The following is a 13,220-nucleotide window of genomic DNA, read 5'->3' as shown; positions in this document are numbered from 1 at the left end:
TATGACAAGCGATACTCCAATGAAGTTAGACAGCTTATGGCGCGGTGCTCATATCGCTACCATGAAAGATGGCTTGTATAGCGTGATTGAAAACGCAGCGATGGGTGTTGTCGACGGGCGTATCGTTTGGATTGGCGAAGCGCAAGATCTGCCCGTCTATGAGGCTCAAACAGAGCATGAGTTAGAGGGCGGTTGGATTACGCCAGGCTTGATCGATTGTCACACGCACCTTGTGTTTGGTGGTAATCGAGCAGGTGAATTCGAACAACGATTGAATGGGGTAAGTTATCAGGAGATTGCCAAGCAGGGAGGTGGCATTGCTTCCTCTGTTAAGGCAACTCGTGATGCCAGCGAAGCGGAATTAATCGCCAGTGCATCGCGTCGTTTGCAAAGTCTAATGGCGGACGGCGTGACCACAGTTGAAATCAAATCTGGTTATGGTCTGTCCCTCGAATCAGAGCTGAAAATGCTGAATGCGGCGACGGATATTGGCAAACAGTTTCCCGTGACGGTGAAGCGCACCTGCTTGGCTGCCCACGCTATGCCGCCAGAATTTGACGACAAAGACGCGTACATTGATTATCTTTGTGACACCGTTTTACCAAAAGTTGCCGAGCTTGGCATAGCGGATGCGGTTGATGCCTTCTGTGAAGGTATTGCCTTTAGCACGGAACAGGTCGCACGCTATTTTAAAACAGCTGACTCGCTAGGCTTGCCGGTGAAAATCCATGCGGAGCAATTGTCTTCGTTAGGCGGCACTGCTATGGCATCGTCTTTCAAGGCTTTGTCAGCGGATCATATTGAATTTATTGAAGAATCAGACGTAAAAGCCATGGCAGAATCGGGCACGGTTGCTGTGTTATTGCCGGGCGCGTTTTTCACGCTAAAAGAAACACAACGCCCACCGATCGCCTTGCTGCGCCAATATGGTGTGCCCATGGCGATAGCTACGGATGCAAACCCTGGAACCTCGCCCGCGTTATCGCTTCGACTGATGATGAACATGGCTTGCACCTTATTTGCTCTAACCCCCGAAGAATCCCTTGCTGGCGCGACGATTCACGCTGCAAAAGCATTGGGAATGGAAGCGTCTCATGGTAGCTTAGAAGTTGGAAAAGTTGCCGACTTTGTGTGTTGGGACGTAGAAAGTCCTGGCGAGCTAAGCTATTGGTTGGGAGGCAACTTAGTAAAAGAAAGGGTTTATGAAGGTAAAAGTAGCTAAGGGGAGATCGTATAATGACCACGCATGCATCATTAACTGTGCCTGCATTTGAATTTAGCCAAGGAGATTCGCCGTTATTGGTGAGTATGCCGCACTCAGGGTTAAATTTAACCTCGGAAGTACAAGCAGGACTGACCGATCAAGCCAAAAAGTTACCAGATACGGATTGGTTTATACCTGAGCTTTATGACTTCTTAGAGTCATTGGGAGTAGGTTGTATCAAGGCAAATTACTCTCGCTTTGTCATCGATCTGAATCGTCCTTATGATGATAAGCCGCTTTACACCACTAAAACGACAGGTTTGTTCCCTGATATTTTGTTTGAAGACAGTCCCGTCTTTGTGGAAGGCAAAGCGCCAAGTGACGAACACAAAGCGTTTTGTAAAGAGCATATTTGGACGCCATATCATGGCACGATTGAGCAAGAACTCGCTCGACTCAAAGCCAAATTCGGCTACGCAATCTTGTTCGACGCACACAGTATCGCCGCCGAAGTGCCGATGTTGTTCGATGGGAAACTTCCTGATTTCAACTGGGGGACAAACGAAGGCAAGTCATGCCACGAAGACCTTGCCAATGTCGTCACGCAAATACTGCGACCGAACTACACGCAAGTACTCAATGGGCGTTTTAAAGGCGGCTATATCACTCGTCATTTCGGTCAACCAAGTGAGGGAATTCATGCTATTCAGCTCGAGCTTTCTCAAGCGACTTACATTAATGATGAACTGGCAAAACAATCGGAATACCAGCTCGACGAGAACAAACGTCCTTACATTATGCAGCAGCTGAAAGACGTGATTGAGGCTTGTCAGCACATTCGTTTTTAGCCTCAGCTGTTTTATAGCTTAAGAATCCCTATGTTGTGAAAACGGCATGGGGATTTTTGTTTTTATGGCATTTGGCCTCTTCTCCCTTGATGATAGTGTAATGGCGTGTCATTGTTGTTGTATCAAATTTTATAAGAAAAGGAATTCTTATATGTTCAAAGGCTATTTTTTAGCGTCTTCTGCTGTTGTCAGTCGTTGTTCAATTATTAATCGACAAATTACGCCATTGGCGTATAATTTGGAGATATCATGGTAATTGTTGAAACACCCATTTTCACCAAACTTATTAATGAAATAATGAGCGACGATGAATACAAGGAATTGCAGGAAGCTTTGGTTATAAAGCCAGATCTTGGTGTGTTGATTAAAAACAGTGGTGGTTTAAGGAAGATTCGCTGGTCTGTGGACGGTCGTGGGAAAAGGGGTGGCATACGAATCATCTATTACTGGATGACTGAGAATGAGCAGCTTTACATGATGTATATTTTTCCTAAAAACACACAAGAAAACTTAACCGATGCGCAAACCAAAGCGCTAAGACAAATAGTAGAAAGGTGGTCACAATGAATGACGACATGTTCAATGAATTGCTGGAAAGCGTACAACAAGCCGATAGCATCATAAAAGGCCAAAATATAGCGGCACGAATTACGGAATTTGCAGACCCAGAAGTGAAGGCTATTCGCACCAAAACAGGCCTAAGTCAAAGTCGTTTTGCTAACTTGCTTGGTGTCAGTAAACGTACGTTAGAAAACTGGGAGCAAGGTCGCCGTCACCCAACTGGACCAGCACGAGCTTTGCTTAAAATCGTCGATGCCGACCCAGAGTATGCGCTGAAAGCGCTGCATGGTTAGCTCACGTAATATAAACCCTCTTAGATAAGTGTGCTTTATGAACCCCAAAGTTACTGCTGTTGAACCAATGGACTCTTATATTCTCAGACTTACGTTTGAGAATAATGATGTTCGTGTGTTTGATGTGTCACCTTTTTTGGAGAAAGGTATTTTCCAAGAGCTAAAGGATAAGAATTACTTTAGGCAAGTCTCAGTGGCGTTTGGTGGTGTTCAATGGCCTCACGAACAGGACTTCAGTAAAGATACGCTGTATGTATTAAGTGCACCTTTTAAGTGATCTAAAGGATCTCCATAAATCTTCCGCTCTGATCATTGATGTACAAAGCATTCTATTTGACCCTGCCTTTCGGCCGTTCGAGGCGCATCTTGTTGTTGAGCGGATAAACGTGTCATGTCGAGTTGTTGTGATACATGCAGCATGAACAAACGGGCTTTGAAGTTGAGTTTTGTTCCGCTGGCTGCAGCTGCAGACGTGATTAAGGTGTTAATGGCGATTAAGCTTTAGTTTTCCTACGATATAAAAAATACAGTGATTGGAATTTAACAGTTCTAACCACTATATTTTTAGTTACTCTGTAAGTGCGAGGCTGACGTTATGTATCAAGATGTTTTGGACTTTTGGTTTGATGATATTGAACCAAAGCAATGGTTTCAGAAGGACATCGACTTTGATAATAAAATCATCACTAGATTTGGCAAACTTCATCAACAAGCGGTTCAGAGTGAGCTGTCCGCTTGGCGTCATTCTCCTAAAAGCGCCTTGGCCGAAATAATCATACTGGACCAATTCTCACGTAATATTTACCGCGATCAGCCAGAATCCTTTGCTGTTGATCCAATGGCTTTGGCGTTGGCTCAAGTGGCTATTTCCAATGGTTTCGACAAAGAACTAACACCAACTGAACGTAGCTTTTTATATATGCCCTTTATGCACAGTGAATCCGTCGTGATTCATGAAGAAGCAGTCAAATTATTTAGAGATTTGGGAATAGTAAATAATCTGGATTTTGAGCTAAAACACAAAAAAATTGTGGATCGTTTTGGTCGTTATCCACACAGAAATGCCATTTTAGGTCGACAATCTTCTCCTGAAGAGTTGGCATTTTTGGTTGAACCGAATTCTAGTTTTTAAAAACTCTATATTTAGCTTATTTTGCGTGCGATATTTTTAAGTATAAAAAAAGAGCAAGTCACTTTCATGGTTTGCTCTTTTTGCTTTTTAAAGAGGCTTTAAAGTACGGTGACTACGTCTTCCATAGCTAGGCGCGATTTTGGCAATGCGGCGTTGTAGTCTTCGTCTTTGTGGTGATAACCGATCGCGAGGGCGACGTCGCATTGGTAGCCTTCCAGTTCTGCACTGAAAATTTCTCCGATTAATTCTGGATCAACACCTTCCATCGGCGTGGAATCAATACCAAGGCGCGCTGCCGTGTGCATGACGTTACCAAGGGCGATGTAAACTTGAGACTTTGTCCATGCCGCGTTGTTGCCGTTATCGTCCATGTGCATTTCTGCAAACACAAAACCGCCGAAAGCTTGCTCTCTGTTTTCAAGTTTGGTGCGGCCATCCTCAATGCCTTTATCGACAACTTTTGCGTAATCATCGCGGCTATAGTGCGTTTTGTGAGCAAATAGGATGATGTGTGACGCATCTTTGGCGTGCTTTTGGTTGAACTGGAATTTGTTTGCAAAGGTGTCATGAAAACGTTGTTTTGCAGCGTCGCTTTCAATCACGATAAATTTCCATGGCTGCGAGTTAATAGAAGAAGGGGACAGGCGCATTGCTTCGTAGATAACGTCTAAGTCAGCTTGAGAAATTTTCTTCGAAGCGTCGTAATGTTTTGCCGTATGACGGTTTTCTAGATCAGTAATAATCTGGTGTGACATGTTCTCTCCAAAATAAGTAAAACTGTTTGGCACCCTAAAAAGTTAGAGTCGCTCAATTCAATGGCGCTATAGTAACGAGGCTCAGTTAAATGAAAAACAGGGTTTTCATTGAATTATTATCAAATATTAATTGATAATGAGTGATGTTTTTCTTATCCAATAGAGGCTAAATCCATGCAACTTGAAGATCTTCGAGTCGTGCTTAAGGTCGCAGAGTTTCGCAGTATTACCGCTGCAGCCACGCATTTAGACATGCAAATTGCGACAGCCAGTGCTGCTGTTAAGCGAATAGAGGCCGCACTTGGTGTTGAGTTGTTTGTGCGCACCACGCGTCATTTACGCCTTTCTAGTGCGGGGGAGCGTTACTTGCCCAAGTGTATTGCTGCTATGTCTATGTTGGATCAGGCAAAACAAACTATTCATAACGATTTGGATATTATCAGTGGTGAAATTCGCTTGGCTGTTTCATCTGATCTGGGGCGCAATATTGCTATTCCTTGGGTAGATGATTTTATGAAGCAACATCCACAAGTGACTTTAAGAGCGCATGTTAGCGATAGTAATGTCGACTTTTATCGAGATGCCTTGGATATCGCTCTGCGTTATGGCGCGCCAGCAGATTCCAATTTGTATGGTTTTAAAATCTGTAATGTGCCTCGATTGCTGGTTGCTAGCCCAAGTTATCTTGAATTAAAGGGGACGCCGGAACAGCCAAAAGACTTGCTTAATCACCAAGGCTTATTTTATCAGCTGCAAGGCATTTTGAACGATACCTGGCACTTCTCATGTAAAGAGTCAGACGTGGAACGATCTTATAAGATTAAGCCGAAAGCCTATTGTGCTGCGAATGATGGTGATTTAGTTAGGCGTTGGTGTGTGGCTGGAAAAGGTGTGGCGATAAAGTCTTCGTTAGATATTGCCAATGATCTGCTTGCTGGCCGAGTGGTTTCTCTTATGCCGAATTATAAAATTTCCCAAGTTGAGCTTTGGTTGATAAGCCCAAGTCGTCAGTCTATTACGCCAACGGTGCGTTTATTGCGTGATATGTTTCGAGAGCGTACTAAGGCGCTTTTGACCCAATTGGTGGAGCAGGGATTTTTGGAACAAAGCGTGTTGAAAGAGTGAGTGAGCTAAAAGTAGTTGTTCATAAAAAATATTTATTTATATAGGAATTTTTTTTCTATAAAGAGTGCTTGAAAATTTTCTTGTCGATCCTATTTTGCATAATGTGACCGCTTCGTCTGAATGAGAAGTTGGTTACGACTTTTGATGATTAGTATTTTGCTTCAAATTAGGAGGAATTATTATGAACTCAATTGATTTTACCCCACTTTATCGCAGTAGCATTGGTTTTGATCGTTTGGCGTCGTTGCTTGACAGTGCGCTAACATCCGACAATGTTTCTGCTGGTTACCCACCTTACAATATCGAAGTAGTCGATGATAACCGCTATGCTATTTCACTTGCTTTAGCGGGGTTTGAAGAAAGCGATCTCGATATTAAGGTGGAAAAAAATGTGCTGACGGTCCGTGGTGATAAAGCGGATTCTAGTGAGCACAGATATCTCCATCAAGGCATTGCGAACCGCTCGTTTGAACGCAAGTTTAACCTTGCTGATTATGTTGAGGTGACCGATGCTGTGCTGAAAAATGGGCTGCTTACCATTAGCTTGGTGAAAGAAATCCCCGAAGCAATGAAACCAAGAAGCATTGCGATTAATCAAGCAAGTAATGGGGTTCTTGAGCATCAAAAAGACGACTCAAGAGAAAGTAAGTCTAAAGTAGCGTAAGCAAAAATCGCTTATTAAGCTCAAGGGCTGTGAGAAATCACGGCCCTTTTTTGTTTTTGTTTGTGTTGTTCTCTCTAATGTCGTTTGGCTCATCTATACTTGATCTTGCTATAGTATTGAGAGTAAAAAATTCATTGGAATGATGTCGAGGAAGGGATATGGCGGAGTTTCTTGTGTTAGGCGCAGGAATGGTCGGAGTGAGCAGTGCGTTGGCGTTGCAGGCGCGAGGTCATCAGGTAACCATTGTTGATCGAACTGGTGCTGGGTTAGAAACGAGTTACGGCAACGCAGGCATGATTCAAGTAGAGGCTGCTGAGCCTTATGCGTTACCACGAGATATGGCAACCTTGTTCAAATATGCGCTGGAAATCAGTAACGATGTGACTTGGAAAATGAGCGGGGCGTTACCAATGCTGCCTGCTTTATGGTCATATTTTCGTCATTCGTCATCCGAAAAACACGCCAAGATTTCTCGTATTCATTCTCAATTAACCATCCGTTCCACGGCAGATCATGCTCCTTTAATTCGTGATTCCGAGTCTGAAGATTTGATCTCACGCTGCGGTCTTGTCATGTTACATAGAGACGAGGCGGAATTTGAAAAAGCCTCTAAAAAGGCCAATTTTCTGCTACGTGAATATGGTGTGACGTCGAATGTTTATGACGGCAAAAGCTATATGAAAGAAGAGCCTGCGCTGAAAAAAACGCCAGCGGGGGCTGTGCATTACACCCAAAGCTGGAGTTGCTCTTCACCGGGAGGATTGACCCAAGCGTATGGGGATTTGTTCATCAAGCGAGGCGGTCGTTTTGTTACGGGTGACGTGCGTACTTTGCAACATACCACGCAGGGATGGAAAATACTTACCAGTGAAGGTGAGCTTCATGCTGAGCAAGTTGTTGTCGCGCTTGGGCCTTGGTCGCCAGAGCTATTAAAGCGTTTTGGTTATCGAATTCCTATGGTGTACAAACGTGGCTATCACGGGCATTTTAATGCACCAAAAACGCTTCAACGCCCCTTCTTAGACGTGGCAAATGGCGTACTGGCAGCGCCCATGGTGAAAGGGTTAAGAGTGACAACAGGCGCGGCCTTGGTGTCACTTGATGCGCCAATGGACACCAAACAGCTTAAACGTGGAGCGGCAGCGCTTAACGGCATAATTGATTTAGGTGAGCAGGTAGAAGAACCGCAATGGATGGGGACGCGTCCATGTATGCCTGACATGTTGCCGCTTGTGGGTGAAGCGCCTAATCATAAAGGCTTGTGGTTCCACTTTGGGCATGGACATCAAGGTTTTACGCTTGGTCCGACAACCTCTCAGTTGTTAGTTCAAGCGATTGAAGGGGAGCGAAGTGAGTTGCTAGATGCGCTTTTACCGATTAATCGTTTGTCATGACCATAAAAAAGCAGACGCTTGTTAAAACGTCTGCTTCTGTTCTATTTCCCATGTTAACGGATTTCAGAAAAACTCTGAAATCGTCTTAATGTGAATTAGTTGCTTTTCAAGTAGTTCAACATGGTATCGGCATCAGATACTTCAAATGGATCGCTTGGAGCGTCGTCTTGGAAGCCTGGTTCAGAGAACATTTTCTTGATCTCGCCGTTTTCGACAAGCATAGAGTAACGCCAGCTGCGCATACCAAAACCTAGGTTGTCTTTCTTAACCAGCATGCCCATTTGACGTGTGAAGTCGCCGTTGCCGTCAGGTAGAAGGAAAACATTTTTTGCGTTTTGGCTTTTGCCCCACTGGAACATAACGAATGCATCGTTTACAGAGACACAGATGACCGCATCAACGCCTTGCGCTTTGAATTCTTCGTAAAGCTCTTCATAGCGAGGTAGGTGAGAAGTTGAGCAAGTCGGAGTGAATGCACCTGGTAAAGAGAAAACAACGACTTTTTTATTGTTGAACAAGTCGGCAGTAGTAACGTCTTTCCACTCGAATGGGTTTGGTCCGCCTAGCTCTTCATTGCGAACACGAGTTTTAAAGACAACACTTGGTACATTAGAGATCATGTTTTTTCCTTTTCCTTAGTAGAGTTAACTGTTTATTTTTTGCATCTTAGCGTTTTAAGAAACCGCGCTTCTGTAAGAAGCTTAACATATGCTCGCGTTTCTTTTTCTGTACTGCCGCGGCTGTCTGTTCTGACCAATTGCTGCTTTTCTGATTATCGCCACGGCTTTGGTAATAGGCCTGCATTTGAGTATCATAGGCTTTTACATCCTGTGCGCAACGGCTGTTATCGTAGCTGTCTTTATGCAGTATAACATCAACTGGCAAACGTGGTTTTAGATCAGGTTCTGCGTCAGGGTAACCAAGACACATTCCGAAAATTGGGTAGACCTGATTAGGAAGATTTAATAACTCGGCAACTTGTTCGGGGTCATTACGGATACCGCCGATAAATACGGCACCAAGGCCAACGGATTCGGCTCCCAGCATTAGGTTTTGCGCAAAAAACGTAGCGTCAGTTGTTGCGGCAATAAAGTGTTCAGTATTGCCTTCTAGTGCGCCCAAGCCTTGTTCTAGGCTGCAATGCTCAACACGAGTTAAATCGGCACAAATGATAAAGAATTCCGCGGCTGATTCGACCCATTTCTGACCGCCGGCAAGCGTAGCAATTTTCTGGCGATTGTTTTTGTCTGTTACTTGAACAAGGGAGTATGCCTGAATAAAACTTGAAGAAGCTGCGCCTTGAGCACATTGAATCAGCTGCGTGAGTAGGTCTTCCTCAATGGCTTGGTTGGTATATTGTCGGATAGATTTATGGCTAGATTGAGCTTGAAGAATAGGATTCATAATTAGCATCTTTTTTAAAACGATGCATAAATATTAGAGGCTTAGCCTTGTAGCGTAAAGGTTATGTTGTTGATATAACAAGGAGATATAAAGAAAGGGCTTACTCAAATGAGTAAGCCCTTTCTTATGCGGGTGACGCGCTTTTTTAGAAGCGGTATTCTGCACCGACACTCGCTTGGTTGAAATCTGTCTCGAATTTCGAATCAGAGTCGACGTTATCTGCGTTTAGGTCAACATCGTACCAAGTATACTGTGCATTAAGTAGAAGGTTTTCTGTGACTTTAAAGTTCACACCCGCACCAGCGAATAAGCTTTTATCGTCGGAGCTGCCTTTAATAGACGCGACTTCATAATCTGTGTCGTGCCATAGTTGGCCTGCTTTAACAAACAATTCAGTGGTTTGCGTGATAGGCAAGGTTCCTTTTAAAGCTGCGGTGTAGCCAGTAGTGGATGCATTCGCCAGACTGCCGCCATATTTACCAAAATCAATGTAACTACCTTCTAAAGCAAGAAATGAATTGAATCGATAACCGACAATCCCTTGTACAACATCGTTGTTGTCATCGAAGTCATCTTCGCTATCAACTTTCAGGTAACCGTAGTTACCACCAACATAAAGGCCGCTGTCGTTTGACATGTCTTCCGCTTTTACTGCTGCACTAAATGATGCGATGGCAATACTGCTGGCGATGATTGGAATGAATTTTTTCATAGTAAAACTCCTTTTCGTTGTTTATAAGAACTTAGCGAGTTGAGTAACCAATGTGATGTATGGGGGGCGGAAAGGCTAGGATTTCGGCGTTACTTACCTATTAGCTTCAACTTCTATGCGCTTAATGGAGAGAAAAAACGCTTTGCTGATAGTACGAAAAGTCAGAACACATTGTGTGCAGTTCATAATCGATTAGTGAGCCGCGTTGGAGCTGATTGATGAGTGTGATGGTAAAAAAAGGGGGGAGAGGGAAAGAGCTCAGCCAAAAGCAGGGTGAGCTCTTTTTGCTATTTTAATGATGCTTTTTGCTGGCGACCTCGCCCCATAGATCTTCAATGCGACTGTCACGGCCACAGCTTACGCGATAGTACGCGTAGCGAATTGGATTCTTTGTATAGTAGCTTTGATGGTATTCCTCTGCGGGGTAAAAGGTTTTGGCAGGTAGAATCTTGGTCACAATATCGTCTTTAAAGGGTTTTGATTTTTCCACTTGGGCTAAGGACGCTTCAAAAACAGCTTTTTGTTGCTCATCTTGGTAAAACATGGCGGTTTTATAAGGTGAACCTTTGTCACAGAATTGACCTTCATCATCGGTTGGGTCGATGGTTTTCCAGTAATAATCCGCCAGAGCCTTGAGTGACACTATCTCGTCATCAAAATAAATCATTACGCCTTCAAAGTGGCCAGTATCTCCAGCAGAGACTTGTTTATAGGTTGGGTTTTCTGTGTGTCCGCCGATATAACCAGAGACCACATCACTGACGCCTTGAACCATTTCGAAATCAGATTCCACACACCAAAAGCAACCGCCAGCCACTATCATGGTTTGTGGTGCCGAGTGTGAAACCTGACTAAATGTCGTCGCACCGGTAAAAAGTAGCAAGCCTAAGGCGCTGTTGAGAGCGTGTCGGATAATCATATTGAATGTCCTTTCGTTGATAAAAATAGAGGTTTGATGAGCATTCTTGAATGCGATTTAGTTATTAGTCGTGTTGTCTCGTCTATTTATTACAGATCACTTTACCCACAAAAGCAGAAGATAAAAACAGATTCTCAGCTGATGGCTTCTGTATTGATACGTTCGCTCAGCTAATGCATTAATCTTCCTACTTAATGACCCATTTTTTGTACATTTAGATGGCACACTAATACCACTTGTTAGGCGGTAGTCTTAACAATAGTTTGTTTTTTCTATATATGCTGAGCATATTAAATACATCTAGATAATCAATTAAACAAATATAGAGCTGTCTTGTAGTATGTTTATTAGACAATTCAACTCTCACCTGTTCATGGATACGATCACTGCTAACTCGCACTGTTAGGTAAGCTAGTTTTACCAAGGTGCTGTTTGAGGTTTGAAAAGAAATATTCTTTGTTACCAATTTTAATGAGGTAGTCATGAGTGCATTTGTTACAGAGCGCGTATTAAGTGTTCACCATTGGGATGAAAATCTATTCAGCTTTAAAACCACACGTAATCCAAGTTTGCGTTTCGATAATGGTCAGTTTGTTATGATCGGCTTAGAGACGGAAACACGTCCTCTAATGCGTGCATATAGTATTGCTAGCCCGAATTATGAAGAGCATTTAGAGTTTTTTAGTATCAAAGTACCCAATGGGCCATTGACGTCACGTCTACAGCATTTAAAAGTGGGCGATGATGTTTTAGTGAGTCGTAAACCAACTGGTACCTTGGTAACACGTGACTTACATCCTGGTAAAAACTTGTATTTGTTGTCTACTGGTACAGGTTTAGCGCCTTTTTTAAGTGTGATCCAAGACTTTGATGCCTACGAGCAGTACGAAAAAATTGTACTGGTTCACGGTGTTCGCCATGTGAGTGAATTGGCTTATGCAGACTTTATTGAAAAAGAACTGCCTGAAAATGAATTTTTTGGTGAGCAAGTTAGAGACAAGCTAATTTATTACCCAACAGTGACCCGAGAGCCTTTTCGTAACCAAGGCCGCCTGACAGACTTGATTCGCAGCGGCAAACTAGCAGAAGATATTGGTCTGCCTCAGTTGAATCCGGCACAGGACAGGGTCATGATTTGTGGTAGCCCAAGTATGCTTAAAGACACATCAGCTTTGCTTGATGAGCTTGGTTTTACGGAATCGCCAAAAATCGGTGTACCAGGAGATTATGTAATCGAGCGAGCTTTTGTTGAACATTAACTGTGAAACTTACCTTTTCGCCGACTAATAAATTTAGGAGATGTTATGAGTTCTGATGCAACAAAAAATGAAGAGTACGTCCCACCAAAAGTATGGCAATGGGATGCAGAAAGCGGTGGTAAATTTGCCAGCATAAATCGTCCAATATCTGGTGCAACACACGAAAAGGTTTTGCCAGTAGGTAAGCACTCACTGCAACTTCATTCCTTAGCAACACCTAATGGTCAAAAAGTCACCATCATGCTGGAAGAGTTGTTGGAACTAGGAATCAGTGCTGCAGAATACGATGCTTATTTGATTAATATCGGCGAAGGCAACCAGTTTGGTTCTGGCTTTGTAGAGATCAACCCAAATTCTAAAATTCCAGCGTTAATGGATCACAGTACGACACCACCGACTCGCGTTTTTGAGTCTGGTTCTATTCTGCAATATTTAGCGGAAAAATTTGATGCCTTGGTACCAAAAGACCTAGCCGCAAAAACAGAATGCCGTAACTGGTTGTTTTGGCAAATGGGTTCTGCACCGTATTTAGGGGGTGGTTTTGGTCATTTTTATGCGTACGCACCGACTAAAATGCAATACCCGATCGATCGTTTTACCATGGAAACCAAACGCCAGTTGGATGTGCTGGATAAGCAATTAGCGAACAATACTTATATGGCGGGTGACGAGTACTCGATTGCGGACATCGCGATTTGGCCTTGGTATGGCAATTTAGTGTTGGGTAATTTATACGATGCGGCTGAGTTCTTAGATGTCGCCAGCTATAAGAATGTTTTGCGTTGGGCGAAAGCGATAGAACAACGCCCAGCTGTAAAACGTGGTCGAATTGTTAATAAGTCTTTTGGCGACGGTGCACAGCTTCAAGAGCGCCATGACGCATCAGACTTTGATGGCCTTATTGACTAACAGATGAGCTAAGCAATATTGTCTATAAAGGGGTTAGCCAT

At 43.4% G+C, this 13,220-nt stretch carries 16 protein-coding genes; 11 read left to right on the top strand and 5 right to left on the bottom strand.

Annotation, left to right across the window (positions count from 1 at the left end; all coding sequences use genetic code 11):
• The first annotated feature begins 1 nt into the window (after position 1).
• The 6 genes from hutI to DFP75_RS12010 all read left to right on the top strand — a co-directional run bounded on the left by hutI (position 2) and on the right by DFP75_RS12010 (position 4,038).
• On the top strand, positions 2 to 1,222 hold the full coding sequence (gene hutI / locus DFP75_RS12035; RefSeq protein WP_110575965.1) for an imidazolonepropionase: 1,221 nt from the start codon (positions 2 to 4) through the stop codon (positions 1,220 to 1,222).
• A gap of 14 nt (positions 1,223 to 1,236) precedes the next feature.
• Complete coding sequence (gene hutG / locus DFP75_RS12030; protein WP_110575963.1) at positions 1,237 to 2,052, top strand: N-formylglutamate deformylase; 816 nt, start codon at positions 1,237 to 1,239, stop codon at positions 2,050 to 2,052.
• A 249-nt stretch (positions 2,053 to 2,301) separates the two neighbouring features.
• A complete protein-coding gene (locus DFP75_RS12025; protein ID WP_110575961.1) occupies positions 2,302 to 2,619 on the top strand; it encodes a type II toxin-antitoxin system RelE/ParE family toxin in 318 nt (105 codons plus the stop codon).
• A complete protein-coding gene (gene nadS / locus DFP75_RS12020) occupies positions 2,616 to 2,906 on the top strand; it encodes a NadS family protein (RefSeq protein WP_110575959.1) in 291 nt (96 codons plus the stop codon). The genes DFP75_RS12025 and nadS overlap by 4 nt, the downstream gene beginning before the upstream one ends.
• A gap of 37 nt (positions 2,907 to 2,943) precedes the next feature.
• Positions 2,944 to 3,183, top strand: coding sequence for a DUF2442 domain-containing protein (locus DFP75_RS12015; protein ID WP_110575957.1), 240 nt, complete (start codon positions 2,944 to 2,946; stop codon positions 3,181 to 3,183).
• A 318-nt stretch (positions 3,184 to 3,501) separates the two neighbouring features.
• Positions 3,502 to 4,038: a DUF924 family protein gene (locus DFP75_RS12010; RefSeq protein WP_110575955.1), complete on the top strand. Its 537-nt coding sequence runs from the start codon at positions 3,502 to 3,504 to the stop codon at positions 4,036 to 4,038.
• A gap of 98 nt (positions 4,039 to 4,136) precedes the next feature.
• Here the strand turns inward: DFP75_RS12010 and DFP75_RS12005 are convergent, their stop codons facing one another.
• The gene (locus tag DFP75_RS12005; protein WP_110575953.1) at positions 4,137 to 4,793 is read right to left on the bottom strand and encodes an NAD(P)H-dependent oxidoreductase; all 657 of its coding nucleotides are present in this window, start codon (positions 4,791 to 4,793) and stop codon (positions 4,137 to 4,139) included.
• Positions 4,794 to 4,967: 174 nt separating this feature from the next.
• On the opposite strand from DFP75_RS12005, the gene DFP75_RS12000 reads away from it, so the two are divergent.
• The 3 genes from DFP75_RS12000 (at position 4,968) to DFP75_RS11990 (ending at position 7,976) form a co-directional block, all read left to right on the top strand.
• Positions 4,968 to 5,918: a LysR family transcriptional regulator gene (locus tag DFP75_RS12000; protein ID WP_110575951.1), complete on the top strand. Its 951-nt coding sequence runs from the start codon at positions 4,968 to 4,970 to the stop codon at positions 5,916 to 5,918.
• Between the two features lie 181 nt (positions 5,919 to 6,099).
• Positions 6,100 to 6,582 (top strand): Hsp20 family protein, encoded by a 483-nt coding sequence (locus tag DFP75_RS11995; protein ID WP_110575949.1) that lies wholly within the window; start codon positions 6,100 to 6,102, stop codon positions 6,580 to 6,582.
• 158 nt (positions 6,583 to 6,740) lie between these two features.
• Positions 6,741 to 7,976, top strand: a complete 1,236-nt coding sequence (locus DFP75_RS11990) for an NAD(P)/FAD-dependent oxidoreductase (RefSeq protein ID WP_110575947.1) — start codon at positions 6,741 to 6,743, stop codon at positions 7,974 to 7,976.
• 95 nt (positions 7,977 to 8,071) lie between these two features.
• On the opposite strand, the gene DFP75_RS11985 is transcribed toward DFP75_RS11990, so the two are convergent.
• From DFP75_RS11985 to msrA, 4 genes are all read right to left on the bottom strand, one after another.
• Positions 8,072 to 8,596 (bottom strand): peroxiredoxin, encoded by a 525-nt coding sequence (locus DFP75_RS11985; protein WP_110575945.1) that lies wholly within the window; start codon positions 8,594 to 8,596, stop codon positions 8,072 to 8,074.
• Positions 8,597 to 8,642: 46 nt separating this feature from the next.
• Positions 8,643 to 9,380, bottom strand: coding sequence for an oxygen-insensitive NADPH nitroreductase (gene nfsA, locus DFP75_RS11980; RefSeq protein WP_175404883.1), 738 nt, complete (start codon positions 9,378 to 9,380; stop codon positions 8,643 to 8,645).
• Positions 9,381 to 9,525: 145 nt separating this feature from the next.
• Complete coding sequence (locus DFP75_RS11975; protein ID WP_110575941.1) at positions 9,526 to 10,092, bottom strand: porin family protein; 567 nt, start codon at positions 10,090 to 10,092, stop codon at positions 9,526 to 9,528.
• 292 nt (positions 10,093 to 10,384) lie between these two features.
• Positions 10,385 to 11,011 (bottom strand): peptide-methionine (S)-S-oxide reductase MsrA, encoded by a 627-nt coding sequence (gene msrA, locus DFP75_RS11970; RefSeq protein WP_110575939.1) that lies wholly within the window; start codon positions 11,009 to 11,011, stop codon positions 10,385 to 10,387.
• Positions 11,012 to 11,493: 482 nt separating this feature from the next.
• Between msrA and DFP75_RS11965 the strand changes: the two genes are divergently transcribed.
• Both DFP75_RS11965 and yghU read left to right on the top strand, forming a co-directional pair.
• Positions 11,494 to 12,270: a ferredoxin--NADP reductase gene (locus DFP75_RS11965; protein WP_110575937.1), complete on the top strand. Its 777-nt coding sequence runs from the start codon at positions 11,494 to 11,496 to the stop codon at positions 12,268 to 12,270.
• Between the two features lie 45 nt (positions 12,271 to 12,315).
• Positions 12,316 to 13,179, top strand: a complete 864-nt coding sequence (yghU, locus tag DFP75_RS11960; protein WP_110575935.1) for a glutathione-dependent disulfide-bond oxidoreductase — start codon at positions 12,316 to 12,318, stop codon at positions 13,177 to 13,179.
• Positions 13,180 to 13,220: the final 41 nt, after the last annotated feature.

The organism is Marinomonas alcarazii (assembly GCF_003208215.1).
Lineage (GTDB): Bacteria > Pseudomonadota > Gammaproteobacteria > Pseudomonadales > Marinomonadaceae > Marinomonas > Marinomonas alcarazii.
The sequence above is the reverse complement of the archived record's forward strand: the minus strand, read 5'-3'. Positions and strand labels throughout refer to the sequence as shown.

Coding starts and splice junctions, on each gene's coding strand:
- DFP75_RS12015 (WP_110575957.1), top strand. CDS start 2,944: ATGAACCCCAAAGTTACTGCTGTTGAACCAATGGACTCTTATATTCTC.
- yghU (WP_110575935.1), top strand. CDS start 12,316: ATGAGTTCTGATGCAACAAAAAATGAAGAGTACGTCCCACCAAAAGTA.
- DFP75_RS12010 (WP_110575955.1), top strand. CDS start 3,502: ATGTATCAAGATGTTTTGGACTTTTGGTTTGATGATATTGAACCAAAG.
- DFP75_RS12005 (WP_110575953.1), bottom strand. CDS start 4,793: ATGTCACACCAGATTATTACTGATCTAGAAAACCGTCATACGGCAAAA.
- nadS (WP_110575959.1), top strand. CDS start 2,616: ATGAATGACGACATGTTCAATGAATTGCTGGAAAGCGTACAACAAGCC.
- DFP75_RS11995 (WP_110575949.1), top strand. CDS start 6,100: ATGAACTCAATTGATTTTACCCCACTTTATCGCAGTAGCATTGGTTTT.
- hutG (WP_110575963.1), top strand. CDS start 1,237: ATGACCACGCATGCATCATTAACTGTGCCTGCATTTGAATTTAGCCAA.
- msrA (WP_110575939.1), bottom strand. CDS start 11,011: ATGATTATCCGACACGCTCTCAACAGCGCCTTAGGCTTGCTACTTTTT.
- hutI (WP_110575965.1), top strand. CDS start 2: ATGACAAGCGATACTCCAATGAAGTTAGACAGCTTATGGCGCGGTGCT.
- DFP75_RS11965 (WP_110575937.1), top strand. CDS start 11,494: ATGAGTGCATTTGTTACAGAGCGCGTATTAAGTGTTCACCATTGGGAT.
- nfsA (WP_175404883.1), bottom strand. CDS start 9,380: ATGAATCCTATTCTTCAAGCTCAATCTAGCCATAAATCTATCCGACAA.
- DFP75_RS11990 (WP_110575947.1), top strand. CDS start 6,741: ATGGCGGAGTTTCTTGTGTTAGGCGCAGGAATGGTCGGAGTGAGCAGT.
- DFP75_RS11985 (WP_110575945.1), bottom strand. CDS start 8,596: ATGATCTCTAATGTACCAAGTGTTGTCTTTAAAACTCGTGTTCGCAAT.
- DFP75_RS12025 (WP_110575961.1), top strand. CDS start 2,302: ATGGTAATTGTTGAAACACCCATTTTCACCAAACTTATTAATGAAATA.
- DFP75_RS12000 (WP_110575951.1), top strand. CDS start 4,968: ATGCAACTTGAAGATCTTCGAGTCGTGCTTAAGGTCGCAGAGTTTCGC.
- DFP75_RS11975 (WP_110575941.1), bottom strand. CDS start 10,092: ATGAAAAAATTCATTCCAATCATCGCCAGCAGTATTGCCATCGCATCA.